The organism is Paraburkholderia sp. UCT31 (assembly GCF_014397655.1).
Lineage (GTDB): Bacteria > Pseudomonadota > Gammaproteobacteria > Burkholderiales > Burkholderiaceae > Paraburkholderia > Paraburkholderia tuberum.
In genome coordinates this window covers 130,508-143,578 of record NZ_VZQP01000012.1, presented here as the reverse complement: position 1 = coordinate 143,578, position 13,071 = coordinate 130,508, and the positions used below count along the sequence as shown (strand labels likewise).

General features: G+C 64.7%; 12 protein-coding genes and 1 pseudogene. 8 read left to right on the top strand and 5 right to left on the bottom strand.

Annotated features, from left to right (window positions below):
- Positions 1 to 20 precede the first annotated feature (20 nt).
- Positions 21 to 845 carry a helix-turn-helix transcriptional regulator gene (locus F6X40_RS12990; RefSeq protein WP_187628135.1) on the top strand — a complete coding sequence of 275 codons (825 nt, stop codon included), beginning with the start codon at positions 21 to 23 and terminating at the stop codon, positions 843 to 845.
- Between the two features lie 61 nt (positions 846 to 906).
- Here the strand turns inward: F6X40_RS12990 and F6X40_RS12985 are convergent, their stop codons facing one another.
- Positions 907 to 1,848: a LysR family transcriptional regulator gene (locus tag F6X40_RS12985; protein WP_187628134.1), complete on the bottom strand. Its 942-nt coding sequence runs from the start codon at positions 1,846 to 1,848 to the stop codon at positions 907 to 909.
- A 192-nt stretch (positions 1,849 to 2,040) separates the two neighbouring features.
- Here F6X40_RS12985 and F6X40_RS12980 point away from each other — a divergent pair, with 192 nt between their 5' ends.
- From F6X40_RS12980 to F6X40_RS12960, 5 genes are all read left to right on the top strand, one after another.
- Positions 2,041 to 3,240 (top strand): aromatic amino acid transaminase, encoded by a 1,200-nt coding sequence (locus F6X40_RS12980; RefSeq protein WP_187628133.1) that lies wholly within the window; start codon positions 2,041 to 2,043, stop codon positions 3,238 to 3,240.
- Between the two features lie 98 nt (positions 3,241 to 3,338).
- On the top strand, positions 3,339 to 4,133 hold the full coding sequence (locus F6X40_RS12975; protein ID WP_187628132.1) for a class II aldolase/adducin family protein: 795 nt from the start codon (positions 3,339 to 3,341) through the stop codon (positions 4,131 to 4,133).
- A gap of 73 nt (positions 4,134 to 4,206) precedes the next feature.
- Positions 4,207 to 5,190, top strand: a complete 984-nt coding sequence (locus F6X40_RS12970) for a 2-dehydropantoate 2-reductase (RefSeq protein ID WP_187628131.1) — start codon at positions 4,207 to 4,209, stop codon at positions 5,188 to 5,190.
- Between the two features lie 211 nt (positions 5,191 to 5,401).
- Positions 5,402 to 6,181, top strand: coding sequence for a hypothetical protein (locus F6X40_RS42265; protein WP_262421451.1), 780 nt, complete (start codon positions 5,402 to 5,404; stop codon positions 6,179 to 6,181).
- A 13-nt stretch (positions 6,182 to 6,194) separates the two neighbouring features.
- Positions 6,195 to 6,611, top strand: coding sequence for a DUF4279 domain-containing protein (locus tag F6X40_RS12960; protein WP_187619227.1), 417 nt, complete (start codon positions 6,195 to 6,197; stop codon positions 6,609 to 6,611).
- 59 nt (positions 6,612 to 6,670) lie between these two features.
- On the opposite strand, the gene F6X40_RS12955 is transcribed toward F6X40_RS12960, so the two are convergent.
- The 3 genes from F6X40_RS12955 to F6X40_RS12945 form a co-directional block, all read right to left on the bottom strand.
- On the bottom strand, positions 6,671 to 6,865 hold the full coding sequence (locus F6X40_RS12955; RefSeq protein ID WP_090809820.1) for a hypothetical protein: 195 nt from the start codon (positions 6,863 to 6,865) through the stop codon (positions 6,671 to 6,673).
- 21 nt (positions 6,866 to 6,886) lie between these two features.
- On the bottom strand, positions 6,887 to 8,623 hold the full coding sequence (locus tag F6X40_RS12950; RefSeq protein ID WP_187628130.1) for an FAD-dependent oxidoreductase: 1,737 nt from the start codon (positions 8,621 to 8,623) through the stop codon (positions 6,887 to 6,889).
- Positions 8,624 to 8,751: 128 nt separating this feature from the next.
- On the bottom strand, positions 8,752 to 10,278 hold the full coding sequence (locus F6X40_RS12945; RefSeq protein WP_187628129.1) for a PLP-dependent aminotransferase family protein: 1,527 nt from the start codon (positions 10,276 to 10,278) through the stop codon (positions 8,752 to 8,754).
- Between the two features lie 190 nt (positions 10,279 to 10,468).
- Here F6X40_RS12945 and F6X40_RS12940 point away from each other — a divergent pair, with 190 nt between their 5' ends.
- Both F6X40_RS12940 and F6X40_RS12935 read left to right on the top strand, forming a co-directional pair.
- Positions 10,469 to 11,221 carry an SDR family oxidoreductase gene (locus F6X40_RS12940; protein ID WP_187628128.1) on the top strand — a complete coding sequence of 251 codons (753 nt, stop codon included), beginning with the start codon at positions 10,469 to 10,471 and terminating at the stop codon, positions 11,219 to 11,221.
- A gap of 99 nt (positions 11,222 to 11,320) precedes the next feature.
- Positions 11,321 to 11,557, top strand: a pseudogene (locus tag F6X40_RS12935) (SDR family NAD(P)-dependent oxidoreductase); the annotation flags it as partial.
- A 95-nt stretch (positions 11,558 to 11,652) separates the two neighbouring features.
- Here F6X40_RS12935 and F6X40_RS12930 read toward each other — a convergent pair.
- The gene (locus F6X40_RS12930; RefSeq protein WP_184062379.1) at positions 11,653 to 13,005 is read right to left on the bottom strand and encodes an epoxide hydrolase family protein; all 1,353 of its coding nucleotides are present in this window, start codon (positions 13,003 to 13,005) and stop codon (positions 11,653 to 11,655) included.
- Positions 13,006 to 13,071 lie beyond the last annotated feature (66 nt).

Genomic DNA, 13,071 nt, shown 5'->3' with positions numbered 1-13,071 from the left:
CGCAAGCACGAATCCCCATCATGCGTTCCTGGCGCCTCGCATCACCGCAGCGCAGCGGTCAGATCAGCACCGCGCGCGCCACCGACCTCGTCATGGCGATCTCCCATCCGGATGCCGACGCGCTCGCCGCGAGCATTCTGCTGACGGTTGGCGAATCGTTGTCGCTGCCCGTCTCGCAGTGCACGATCTTCGCGTATGAGTTCGACGCGCGACCCCGTACGGTGTCGGCGGCCGACCATCGCGGCGGGCACTTTCTGCGTGACGTCGCCGAACGCTACGCCGCGCATTTCTATGCGCTCGACGGCAATCGCGCGATCATCGGTCAATCGAACCACAGCCGGCGCACCGCTTCGCGCGATGCGCTGGTGCTGCATCAGCAGCGCGGCGACGAAATCGAAAACGAAGCGTACCGCGCGGCCTGCTACTCGCAGCCGAACGTATCGGACCGGCTGTCGTTGCTCGTGCAGCCGGCGGATAGCGTGTGGCTGTCGATCAACCTGTATCGCGACCGCGCGTACGGCGTGTTCGCGCCGGGCGAACTGGAGCGGATCGAAAGCGTCGCGCCGCTGTTCGCGCATGCGGCGAAGGGCCAATACGCGCTGAACGGGCAACATCAGCAGGGCACCGGTGCGGCGATGCTCGCGCGCGTGCGGCGCGCATGTCCGACTCTGACGCCGCGCGAGCTCGACGTGTTGCGTGGCACGCTCGATGGCGCGAGCGCGGCCGAGATCGCCGGGCAGATGGGCGTGAAGCCGGCGAGCGTCGTCACGTACCAGAAGCGCGCGTACGCGCGGCTCGGGATTTCAAATCAGCGACAACTGTTCGCGCTGTGTATGCAGCCCTAGCTGCACATCTGTCGAAACTCGCGCCGAAGCGCGGCGCGTCGCATCGCGCTTCGAGTCCGCTTCAACTGCGCTTACCCCGCGCCTCGGCCTGCGTCTCCCGATCCCAACGTTTCAACCACGGCATCACGAAATCCGCGAAGCCGTCGGCCGATGGCGACAGCGCACGCTCGGTCGACCGATACACGCACACCTCGCGAATCGTTTCAGGATCGACGATGCGCTTCATCACGAGCCCGAAGGTCCGCGCGAGCGGTGCGACATAGGCTGGCGCGAGCGTGACCGCCAGCCCTCGCGCGGCGAGGCCGAACGCGGTGGTCACGTTGTCGACGACATCGACGGGAATGATGCGCGCCTCGACCGGCAGATTGGCGAGCATCTGGTCGACCGCGCGCTCGTGGTCGCGGCCGGTCGCGACGATCGGCACGTCGCGCAGATGCTGCCACTGCACGCGGCGGCGCGCGGCGAGCGGATGCGCGGCCGAGCACCACATGACCCACGGACTCGCGAACGCGGGCTCGGAGCGCACGCGCGGCCCGCTTTGCCGATCCGGGCCGATCGCGAGATCGATGTCGCCGCTCTCGACGCGCTCCACCAGTTGCTCGACCACGGTATCGCAGACGCGCACGACCACCTTCGGTTTGTCGCGCGCGTATTCGGCGATCGCCGCGGGCAGCGCCGTCGACGCGATGACGAGCGGCGCGCCGACCCGCACGATGCCGGCCGCGCGGTTGCGGATATCGTCGGCGGATTGGGCGGCTGCGCGCACGTGGCGCAGCACCGATTCGGCCGACGCCAGAAAGTCCTGCCCCGCGCTGGACAGCGCGACGCGCCGCGTGGTGCGATCGAACAGCCGGAAGCCGAGCTCCGTTTCGAGTTCGGCAAGCAGCTGGCTGACCGCCGACGAGGTCAGCCCGAGCCGCTGCGCCGCCGCGCCGATGCTGTGCAGATCGACGATGGCGAGGAACGCTTCGAATTGACGGATCGTGACGCGGGTAAGAGGCATACGATCGATTCTAAAGAAAAACTTACGAATCATGAAAAATCGATTGATTGTGCGCGGCGCGTCGACGACCGACACTCGTGCGGGTCGACTTGGCCCGGCAAACCCGCTTAGACTCAAGGTTTGCCCTGTCGTCCCGCGGCGCGCGGACGACCGCTACAACAGGCCTGCAGAGGCCGTCTTCAAGGACCCGTCATGTTCGACCATATTCCCGCCTATCCGGGCGACCCGATTCTGAGCCTGAACGAAGACTTTCAGCTGGACCCCCGGCCGAACAAGGTCAACCTCAGCATCGGCATCTATTTCGACGACGCCGGCAAGCTGCCGGTGATCGACGCGGTGCGCCGCGCCGAAACCGCGCTGCTCGACGCGATCGGCCCGCGCTCGTATCTGCCGATGGCGGGTCTGCCGCTCTATCGCGACACCGCGCAGGCGCTCGTGTTCGGCGCCAGCAGCGCGGCGCGCGCCGAAGGCCGGATCGCGACGCTGCAAACGCTCGGCGGCTCGGGCGCGCTGAAGGTCGGCGCCGATTTCCTGAAGCGCTATTTCCCCGGCTCGCAAATGTGGATCAGCGATCCGAGCTGGGAAAACCATCGCGTGGTGTTCGAAGGCGCGGGCCTCACGGTCAACACCTATCCGTACTACGACCCGCAAACGGGCGGCCTGCGCTTTGCCGAAATGCTCGCCGCAATCGACGCGCTGCCGGAAAAGAGCATCGTGCTGCTGCACGCGTGCTGCCATAACCCGACGGGCGTCGATCTGAGCCCGCCGCAATGGGCGGAACTGGTGCCGGTTTTGCAGCGCCGCAAGCTGATCGCATTCGTCGACATGGCCTACCAGGGTTTCGGCGCGGGCCTCGAAGAAGACGCCGCGCCGGTGCGCCTGCTCGCCGACGCGAACGTGCCGCTGATCGTCGCGAACTCGTTCTCGAAGAATTTCTCGCTTTACGGCGAGCGCGTCGGCGCGTTGAGCGTGGTCTGCAAGAGCGCCGACGAAGCGGCGCGCGTGGCGGGCCAGCTGATGTCGGCGGTGCGCGCGAACTACAGCAATCCGCCGACGCACGGCGCGCGCCTCGTCGCCAACGTGCTCGCCGATGCGACGCTGCGCGCGTCGTGGGAAGCCGAGCTCGGCGCGATGCGCGAGCGCATTCTGGCGATGCGCAAGGTGATCCACGCCGGGCTCGACGGACGCGTCGATGAAGTGATGCGCGCGCGCTATGTCGCGCAGCGCGGCATGTTCACGTATACGGGCCTGTCCGAAAGCCAGGTCGAGCGTCTGCGCAACGAATACGCGGTGTATGTGCTGCGCTCGGGCCGCATGTGCGTCGCCGGGCTGAACGCGCGCAACGCGGACTATGTCGCGTCGTCGATCGCGGCGGTGGTGTCGGGCGCCTGAAGCGCTCCCGCGCTCGGGCCGCTGTTGCGGCACGCGTGAATATGATGTGCGGCGCGCACGGGCGCGCCGTCACAACGACAATTTTGGAGACACCGACGATGGCCACGACCCTCGAAGCGCAACCGGCGAGCCCGCCCAGGTCTGCCGTGATGCATCCGGACGAATGGCAGGCGCGCGTGCAACTCGCCGCCTGCTACCGGATTTTCGATCTGCTCGGTTGGACCGAGATGATCTACAACCACATCACGCTGCGCGTGCCCGAAAGCGTCAGCGGCCCGGAGCGCCAGTTCCTGATCAATCCGTTCGGGCTGCACTACAGCGAAGTGACCGCGAGCAATCTGGTGAAGATCGACGCGCAGGGGCGTGTGCTCGACGGCTCGCCGTATCCGGTGAATCCGGCTGGCTTCGTGGTGCATGCGGCGATTCACGAGGGCTTGCCCGACGCGCACTGTGTGATGCATACGCATACGACGGCGGGCGTCGCGGTCGCCTGCCTCGAAGAGGGCCTGCAACAGACCAACTTCTATAGCGCGCAGTTGCACGACCGGATCGCGTATCACGACTTTGAAGGCATCACGATTCATGCGGAAGAGGGGCCGCGGCTGCTCGCGCATATCGGCGACAGACAGGCGGTGATCCTGCGCAACCACGGTCTGCTATCGTGGGGCCGAACATTGCCGCAGACCTTCGCGATTCTGTGGACGCTGAATCGCGCGTGCGAAGTCCAGGTGGCGACGTTCTCGATGGGCCGCGCTCGGCCGGTGCCGGAGGAGGTCGCGATTCGCTGTTCGCGCGACGCGCTGCAGTTCGATCCGCGCCACGGCGCCGGACAGGACGTGTTCGATGCGCTGGTGCGGCGGGTCGACCGGATCGATGCGAGTTTCCGGCAATGATTGAAGCCACGCGTAAACGAGAGCGCGACAATCAACGCTGCAATAATCACAGCAACAGGCAAGGATTCAGGCGATGAAAGTAGCGATCTACGGCGCCGGCTCGATCGGCGGCTGGATGGGAGTGAAGCTCGCGCAGGCGGGGCATCGGGTCAGCGTGGTCGCGCGCGGCGCGACGCTCGACGCGGCGCGCCAGCATGGTTTGCGGCTGATCGAAGGCGGCGTGATCTACGCCGAGCAGGTGAAGGCGAGCGACAAGCCGGCCGATCTCGGCGTGCAGGAACTCGTCGTGATCGCGGTGAAGGGCCCGGCGATGGCGACCGTGGCCGCGCATATCAAACCGCTGCTCGGCCCCGAGACGATCGTGCTGACGGCGATGAACGGCGTGCCGTGGTGGTTCTGCGACGGCCTGGGCGGCGAACTCGCCGGCCAGCGCCTGAAGACGATCGATCCCGACGGCGCGATCACCGCCGCGATCCCGGCCGCGCAGACGGTCGGCTGCGTCGTGCATGCCAGTTGCCTGATCGACGCGCCCGGCGTGATCCGGCATCACCAGGGCAACGTGCTGATCGTCGGCGAGGCGTCGGGCAAGCCGAGCGAGCGTGTCGAGCTGCTCGCCGCGCTGTTGCAGGCGGCGGGCTTCCATGCAACGGCTTCGGCGCAGATCCAGCGCGACGTGTGGTTCAAGCTGTGGGGCAACATGACGATGAACCCGGTCAGCGCGATCACCGGCGCAACGACCGACCGGATCCTCGGCGACGAACTCGTGCGCGGTTTCGTCACGCACATCATGCTGGAGGCGAAGGAAATCGGCGCGCGCTTCGGCATCCCGATCGACCAGGCGCCCGACGACCGTCACGCGGTCACGCTGAAACTCGGCGCGATGAAGACATCGATGTTGCAGGACGTGCAGGCCGGCAAGGCGGTCGAACTCGATGCGCTGGTCGGCGCGGTGCGCGAACTCGGGCAACTGACGCGCGTGCCGACGCCCTATACGGATGCGTTGCTCGGACTCGCGCGGCTGCATGCGAGTACGTTGGGCTTGTATCCGAGGCAGTGAGGTTGTCGTTAAGCCCTCGGTTCGAAGAACGAAGAAACGCCGCGCGTTGACCGCGCGGCTTTTTTTGGGGTAACGAATTATCGAGGAATGGTGAGAAGCGTAAACACGTCAAGGTTACGTTTGACGTGCGCCTGCTACCAGATCAAGCCGGGGTTTTTTGGGATGATGACTTGATGCACAATCGCGCTTCCTCAACTGACTGTGAGGCACGATGACTTCACTTTCTGACGGCTCTCATCGCGACATTCGCGAAAGGCGACACGGACAGTTCTTTTGGTGGAGCCTGAACAAATCGTTCTACCTTCACATCGAGTCTCCCCATATGTTGGACGTTGACCGGTGGTTCCATTTTGCATTGCGGGCCCGCGAACCCCGCGAGACACTCAGCGACATCATGCAGGGCATGGCGGAGGCGCACGCAGCGTGGCTGCAATACGCCCCCTCCGTGCTGCTGTCCCATCAGTCGCACGAATTGCGCGACATGCTCGGCCGAAGCAATAACGTCTTTCACATGAACAGGATGAACGACCATGCTGTAGCAAAGGCCCTCTACAACGAAGTGAAGAACGGTAGCCTGCTCTTTGTGCCTGACCGGGACGAGATGCGCAAGTGTGTGCGGGCGATACGGGAGCAGCGGGAAAGGAGTTCCACGGCAGCGTCCGCGCGCGCACAACAACCGGCCGACGCCGACATCGCCAGCTCGCTCTATGGCAACAGCCCAGGCGTGCCGCAAAATCTCGGCGGTGCACAACCGTTCGTCTACAAGCCGGATGCGTTGAGCGATGACATTGAACAGCTCGCGAAATCGACGAACAACCCTCGCTATGCTGCAAAGATGCTTGGGTATCACCAGGACACTTTCGGGGAAATTCTCCACAGGTTCAAGCCCGACAACGGGCTTGGGCCTGCCGATAACGTCATCTGGCATGACAACGGCGATGTGTATTTTAACGGTGACTACATCGCAAACTTTCACGATTGGGCTAACTAACTGGGGGCCGCCAATGACAAATCTCCCTCTTGCATACGCGACGTTTCACGTTATGGGCGATGCAGTCGAGCCCACTTTCTGGACAGAGTATTTTGGATTGTCGCCCGACACGGCCATAGCGAAAGGAGAGCCCTTTGTGACGCCATCAGGGCGTCTTGGCGGTCCCGGACGTGTCGGCTTGTGGGGCGTGAGCAGCAAGCGGCACGTACACAGCGATGACCTCAGCCCGCATCTTCGCTATCTCACCCAAAGACTAAATCTTACTCGCGGCGATCTTCCAAAAGTCGTCGCCGAAAAAGGCGTGAGACTTCGCTTTTTCTGCTACTGGCGCAATCAAAGCGGAGATCGCGCGCCGGATATTCCACAGGATATCCGCGCGATGATGGAAGCCCTCGGCGGGACCATCGAGATTGACGAGTACCGCGATTGACGACGCAGACGCGACTCAGAATGATCCACCCGTTACCGCCTCCAGGGAGGCGGTTTCTTTTACCCGCGCCAGGCCGTGGCGGCAGCCGGCAGCTTCGCCGCTTCGATCAACGACAACGCGCGCCGCGAGTCGTCGAGTTCGGTCAGGCACAAGAGCGCGAGGCGCGCGAGATACAGCGACGCCTGCGCCTCGCCTTCGTGGGTCAGCGTGTTGCACAGCGTCGTATAGACGAGGTCGAGATCGGAATCGGTCATGATGTCGAAGGTCCTTGCGCGTTAGTTCTGCTGTGTCAGCGTGGCATCGAGCGCGCGCAGAACGGCCACCGCGCTGCCGTTGCGCCAGCGCGCGAGCACGTGGCCGTCGGGGCGGATCAGATAGACGGTGCCGGGCCGTGCGCCGAGCATGTCGTGCAGGCGGCCGGTTGGGTCGATCGCTCGCGGGCTGTTTGCCGATTGCGCTTCGGCCGTGACGATGTCGATCACGTTGAACGGAATGTCCCGGCTGGCTAGCGTGCTTTGCAGTTGCCGCCACGCGTCACCATCGTTCGCGTGGTCTGCGTCGAAGCGCAGCGCCGTGAAGCACGGTCCGAGCAGATCGGTTAGATGAATGCCGAGCCGTGCGCCATCTTGCGATTGTTTGAGCAGCCTGCCCTCGGTCAGCACGGTACCCGGCGCGGGGCCGCGATCGAACGCATCGGCTCCGTCGCCTGCGAAGTTCAGCGGCGATTGCCGATACGCGATCGCATGCGTCTGGCGCGGATTGATCAGCGGCCGCACCGCCGCATGCCGCTCGGCGAGCCCGAGCACGGCCGTGCGCAGCAAGTCGAACGCGAAGGTCGGCGGCGCCATGAATTCGGTACTTTTCATGCCGTAGCTCAGGTTCTCGCGCGCCGCGTACACACGTTCGTCGCTATAGCTATCGAGCAGCACTGACGACGCGCTCCCATTGATCACGCAGCCGAGCTTCCAGCCGAGATTGTCGGCGTCGTCGATGCCGGAGTTCGCGCCGCGCACGCCGAAGATCGGCACCAGATGCGCGGCGTCGCCCGCGAATAGCACGCTGCCATGCCGATAGCGTTCGAGCGTCAGCGCATTGGCCTTGTAGATCGTGATCCAGATCGGCGACCATGCGCCGGCTTCGCCCATCGAGTCGAGCAAGTTTTGCACGCGCGGTATCACGTTCTCGGGCAGCACGGCGGCGTCGGGGTCTTCGTCGTCGCGTAACTGATAGTCGATGCGCCACACGTTGTCAGGCTGCTTGTGCACGAGCACCGTCGAGCCCGGATTCGACGGCGGATCGAAGTACGCGAGCCGTTCGGTCGCGCGCGTGCTGTCGAGTTCGATATCGACGATCACGTAGCGGCCTTCGTAGGTCGTGCCTGTGAGCTTCAGCCCGAGCAGGTCGCGGATCGTGCTGCGTCCGCCGTCGCAGGCGACGACCCACGCAGCGTCCATCTGCCAGCTTTTGCCTTGCGGATCGGCAGGATCGGCGCTGCGCAAGGTCAAGGTCGCGCCGCCCTGCGCCCGTTGCTCGAGGCCCGTCACACGCGTTTGCCAGCGCACGTCGATCAGATCGGCGTGCCGTTCGATCTCGTCGAGCAGCAACTGCTCGATCTGATACTGCGCGATATTGATCATCGGCGGCAGCGACTGCTCGTCGTCCTGATGCATCGCGAAGCGGAACACCTCGGTGTCGCGATAGAAACTGCGCCCGCCGGTCCACGCCAGCCCCTTTTGCAGAAAACCGTCGACGACGCCCAGCCGCTTGAAGATTTCGAGGCTGCGTCGCGAGATGCAGATCGCGCGGCTGCCGGTGCACACGCTGTCGTCGGCCTCGATCAGCACCGAGCGCACGCCCTGGCGCGCGAGTGCAAGCGCGAGCGTCATGCCGACCGGACCGCCGCCGACGATCGCGACGGCGCGCGCTTGTGGATCGCGTCCGTCGATGAGCGGCGGCACCACGGCCGGATAGCGGCGCGGGGCGAACGGATAGGGCTTGAACGGGCGGGTCATGCGTGTCTCCAGTTTGCTTGCGTTATCGGTGCAGTATGCGTCGGCGTTCGCGCGCGGCTGTCCTCATTTTGGGTACGACGCCGCGCGCGAGCGTGATGAGTGGTAGAGACCTGGACCTTCGCCGCTCGTTAGCCGCCCAGACAGGCGCGCAAGCTCCGCGCGAGGTGGCCCGCTTCACCTGCATCGGCGATGTTTGCGAAGCCCATCACAACGCCACGCGACGTGCTACGCGTGCGACCATTCGCGTACCAGACCGAGAGCGGCAGAACGGCGAGCCCCGCTTCGCGGGCGCGCGCCGCAACCGCGACGTCGTCGACCGGGCCATCAGGGCCCTCGACGAACTGTGCCGCGAACTGGATTCCCCCTGGCGGCAGTTCGACGATCAGCCGTTCGCCGAACGCCTGCTCCAACGCGCGCACGATCAGCACGCGCCGCTCGGCGTATAACGCACGCATGCGCTTCAGATGTCGCGCAAAATGCCCCCGCTCGATGAAGTCGGCCAAAGCGGCCTGCAACAGGGTTGGCGATCCGGCGTTCATGCTGCGCGCCACCCGCCCGACGCGCTCGACGGCCCGCTCCGGCACCACCGCATACGCGAGCCGCAAGCCGGGAAACATCACCTTGCTGAATGTGCCGCAGTAGATCACGTGATCGCGACGATCGAGGCTCTTCAATGCCGGCAATGGCCGGCCCAGATAGCGGAACTCGCTGTCGTAATCGTCTTCGACGATCCAGCTGGACGCTTGCTCTGCCCAGCCCAGCAACGCCATGCGTCGGGGGAGCGATAACGTGTGCCCGAGCGGGCTCTGGTGCGACGGCGTGACCAGCGCGAAGCGCGCCTGCGGATCCAGCCGTGTGCCGTGTTCGACGTCGATCCCATCTTCGTCCACCGGCACTGCGACGAGCCGCACGCCGGTTTCGGCGAGAAAACCGCGCGCGAGCAGATAGCCCGGATCTTCGTACCACACGCTGTCGTTCGGGCGGGCGAGGCTGCGCAACACGAGCTCGAGCGTCGCACGGTAGCCGCCCGTCACGAACACCTGGTCCGGCAGGCAGGTCACCCCGCGCGACAGCCCAAGATACGTGGCGATGTGTTCGCGAAGCGGCCGGTAGCCGACAGGATCCGGGTACGCGAGCATCGCGCGCTCGCCGCTGCGCGCGCGATGCGAAACGAGACGATTCCAAACCTTGAGCGGAAACGCGTCAAGCGCGGGCAGCCCGGGTTGCAACGGCCGGGGCTCACCGCTCATGGCGGCGGCAATGGCAAGCTGGCGCGGCGCCGGTCGAGCGCCGTGCGATTCGGCTGGCGTCTGAGCTGCGGCAGCCGCTTTAACGCTCTGCGTGCTGTTCGAACTCTTTGTGCTTTGCGTACGCGAGCGCGTCACTGAAGCGGGCAGCGAGGGCGACACGAACGTGCCAGCCGCACCGCGCATCTGGAGGTAGCCTTCGTCGACGAGGACCGTATACGCCAGTTCAACCGTGCCGCGCGCCGTGTTCAGTTGCGTAGCGAGGCTGCGCAGCGCGGGCACGCGATCGCCTGGACGCAGATGCCCTGCGGCGATCGCGGTTCTGAAGCGCGCGCAGATCTGCAGGTAGATCGGCAACTGGAGCTGCCGATCGATATCGACGGTGAATGCGGTAGGCGATACGGTCATCACAGTCTTGCCGGCGAGCAGACCGGAATCAGGATGTCCTGGTCCGATCGACAATTCTTGGCACTTTTCGATAGTTCATGATCTTCTCACAATAGCCTCACACGATGCGACGGCGGCGAGTTCTTTGCCGCGATGCAACGGCCGCCAGTCGCCTGCCCGTGTCAACTGACTCTGATCCGGAGAATGTGCCATGAAGATCGTCGTAATCGGTGGTTCCGGCCTGATCGGCTCGCGCCTCGTCACGCTGCTCGGCGAGGCGGGTCATGAGGCACTTGCTGCGTCGCCGCGTACCGGTGTGAACGCCGTGACGGGGGAAGGTCTGAGCAACGCGCTAGCGGGCGCGGACGTCGTAGTGGATGTGGCGAACGCGCCTTCCTGGGAGCCTCAGGCGGTGCTCGACTTTTTCCGCACCTCGACGCGCAACCTCGGCAAAGCCGAAGTGGCTGCAGGGGTACGCCATCACGTCGCGCTTTCCATCGTCGGCTGCGACCGCACGCCGGAAAATGCGTATTTCGTTGCCAAGGTCGCGCAGGAAGAGGCGATTGAAGCGGCGGGCGTGCCCTATACGATCGTGCGCGCGACCCAGTTCATGGAATTCATCGGCGCGATTGCTGATTCCGGCACAGAAGGCGGGACGGTGCGCGTTGGGGACGGACTGTTCCAGCCGATAGCCGCGGACGACGTCGCAGCGATCCTCGCGCAGGTCGCTCTCGCCACGCCACTGAACGGCACAGTCGATATCGCGGGCCCGGACCGTGAACCGTTTGCCGCCATCATCAGACGTTATCTGAAGTCCGTCAGCGACCCGCGCCCTGTTGTGACGGATCAGGGTGCGCGCTATTACGGCGGCCGCGTCGAGGAGCAGTCGCTCGTACCGCTCGGCGAGGCGCGGATCGGCCGCGTGAGCCTGGACGAGTGGCTGGCGCAAACTGAAGAGGGGTGATGTCAGGTCGATGCGAAAGCAGAATCAGCATGTCCGCGTTTTGCTTGATATTGCGCTCGGCCCTTCTGGCGGCCAGCGCAAGCCCGTTATTAGCGTGAACAGGCCCTGGCGATCGAGTACGCGAGGAAAGGGATTCGCGTGAATGCGGTCGCGCCGGGGATCATCAAGTCGCCGATGCACGCGCCGGAAACACATGAGGCGCTGGGCGCCTTTCATCCGCTGGGGCGCATGGGCGAGATGAGCGATATCGTCGACGCGATTCTCTTCCTTGATTCGGCACCGTTCATCACGGGAGCAATTCTGCACGTCGACGGCGGGCAGAGCGCCGGTCGCTAGCCTTCCCCGGGTACCGTGAGCCGGTGCCCTTTCGTATCCCGATAGCGAATACAGCATTCGCGAGGTCCCGGGATCGTGCGTTGCACCTTCGCACTTCAGGCGCGCAAAGGCCTTAATCCTGTGCGCACTTCATTCGCGAAGATCATCGGTTCTTCCCATGCCGCGAAGTGCCCGCCCGTTTCGGGCTTGTTGAAGTAAATCAGGTTGTGATAGGCCTTTTCGGTCCAGCTCTGCGGCGCCTGGTAATTTTCTCCCGGAAACGCGCTCACAGCGGCAGGCACATTGACGTCGGCCGCGAGGAAGAAGTTCGCGTGCGATTCCCAATAGAAGCGCGCCGCCGAAACCCCCGTATTGGTGAGCCAATAGAGTGTGATGTCGTCGAGTACGTCATCGCGGGTTAGCGCGCCTGCCGAATGACCGTTGACGGGATGTCCGAGCACGGCCGCGCTCAATGCCGCAGCAGGCTGCCCGTAGCCATCGCCGTGGTCGAGCAGCCACGACGCCAGCGCGACGGGCGAGTCGGCGAGGCCGTACAGCGTCTGCGGGCGTGTACCCATTTCGAACGCGTAGCCGCGCTTCTTCTTGAAGTTGGCGCTCAACTGTACATAGGCGTGCTGCTCCTCGTCCGATAAGCCGGCAGGCATCGCGTCGCCCGCGGCCAGCGACTTCAGAATTTCTGCGGGAACGGAAGCAGGGAAGTTCACGTGGATGCCCATCAGTTCGGGCGGCGCCTGTTTGGCCATGACGTTCGTCACGATGCCGCCGAGATCGCCGCCCTGTGATGCGAAGCGCTCATAGCCGAGCCGCTTCATCAACGTGACCCACGCGCGGGCGGTGCGCTCCGGACCCCAGCCCGTGGTGGCAGGTCGCGCCGAAAAGCCATAACCAGGCAATGATGGAATCACGAGATGAAAGGCATCCGAAGCCGGCACGCCATACGCAGTAGGATCGACGAGCGGGTCGATGATCTTGAACTGCTCGATCACCGAGCCGGGCCAGCCGTGCGTCACGATCAACGGCATCGCGTTGTCGTGCTTCGAGCGCACATGGAGGAAATGGATATCGAGTCCGTCGATCTCGGTGACGAACTGCGGATACGAGTTCAGCCGCGCCTCGCATTTGCGCCAGTCGTAGCCGGTCGCCCAGTATTGCGCGAGCCCCTGAATGGTGGCGAGCTGAATACCCTGCGATTCGTCGGCAACCGTCTCACGATCCGGCCAGCGTGTGGTCTTGATGCGATGCCGCATGTCGACGAGCTGCGAGTCGGGAACGTGAACGTGGAACGGGCGAATCGCGGACTTGTCGCCGTTCGCGGGTTCCGTGATTTTGCCGACTGCCGGGTTCGTATCTGCGAAGGCGAGTCGGCTCAGCGAGCCCGCGGCGAGCGCCGCGGCGGCCATACCGACGAAGTGTCGGCGCGATGAGGATTGGGGCGTGTCTTTTGACATGGAAAACATCTCCTGCGTTGATCAGCCTGTTGCGTTGCGGGCGAAGTCTGCGACGTGCAGCTTCAC

Coding starts and splice junctions, on each gene's coding strand:
- F6X40_RS12990 (WP_187628135.1), top strand. CDS start 21: ATGCGTTCCTGGCGCCTCGCATCACCGCAGCGCAGCGGTCAGATCAGC.
- F6X40_RS12985 (WP_187628134.1), bottom strand. CDS start 1,848: ATGCCTCTTACCCGCGTCACGATCCGTCAATTCGAAGCGTTCCTCGCC.
- F6X40_RS12980 (WP_187628133.1), top strand. CDS start 2,041: ATGTTCGACCATATTCCCGCCTATCCGGGCGACCCGATTCTGAGCCTG.
- F6X40_RS12975 (WP_187628132.1), top strand. CDS start 3,339: ATGGCCACGACCCTCGAAGCGCAACCGGCGAGCCCGCCCAGGTCTGCC.
- F6X40_RS12970 (WP_187628131.1), top strand. CDS start 4,207: ATGAAAGTAGCGATCTACGGCGCCGGCTCGATCGGCGGCTGGATGGGA.
- F6X40_RS42265 (WP_262421451.1), top strand. CDS start 5,402: ATGACTTCACTTTCTGACGGCTCTCATCGCGACATTCGCGAAAGGCGA.
- F6X40_RS12960 (WP_187619227.1), top strand. CDS start 6,195: ATGACAAATCTCCCTCTTGCATACGCGACGTTTCACGTTATGGGCGAT.
- F6X40_RS12955 (WP_090809820.1), bottom strand. CDS start 6,865: ATGACCGATTCCGATCTCGACCTCGTCTATACGACGCTGTGCAACACG.
- F6X40_RS12950 (WP_187628130.1), bottom strand. CDS start 8,623: ATGACCCGCCCGTTCAAGCCCTATCCGTTCGCCCCGCGCCGCTATCCG.
- F6X40_RS12945 (WP_187628129.1), bottom strand. CDS start 10,278: ATGACCGTATCGCCTACCGCATTCACCGTCGATATCGATCGGCAGCTC.
- F6X40_RS12940 (WP_187628128.1), top strand. CDS start 10,469: ATGAAGATCGTCGTAATCGGTGGTTCCGGCCTGATCGGCTCGCGCCTC.
- F6X40_RS12930 (WP_184062379.1), bottom strand. CDS start 13,005: ATGTCAAAAGACACGCCCCAATCCTCATCGCGCCGACACTTCGTCGGT.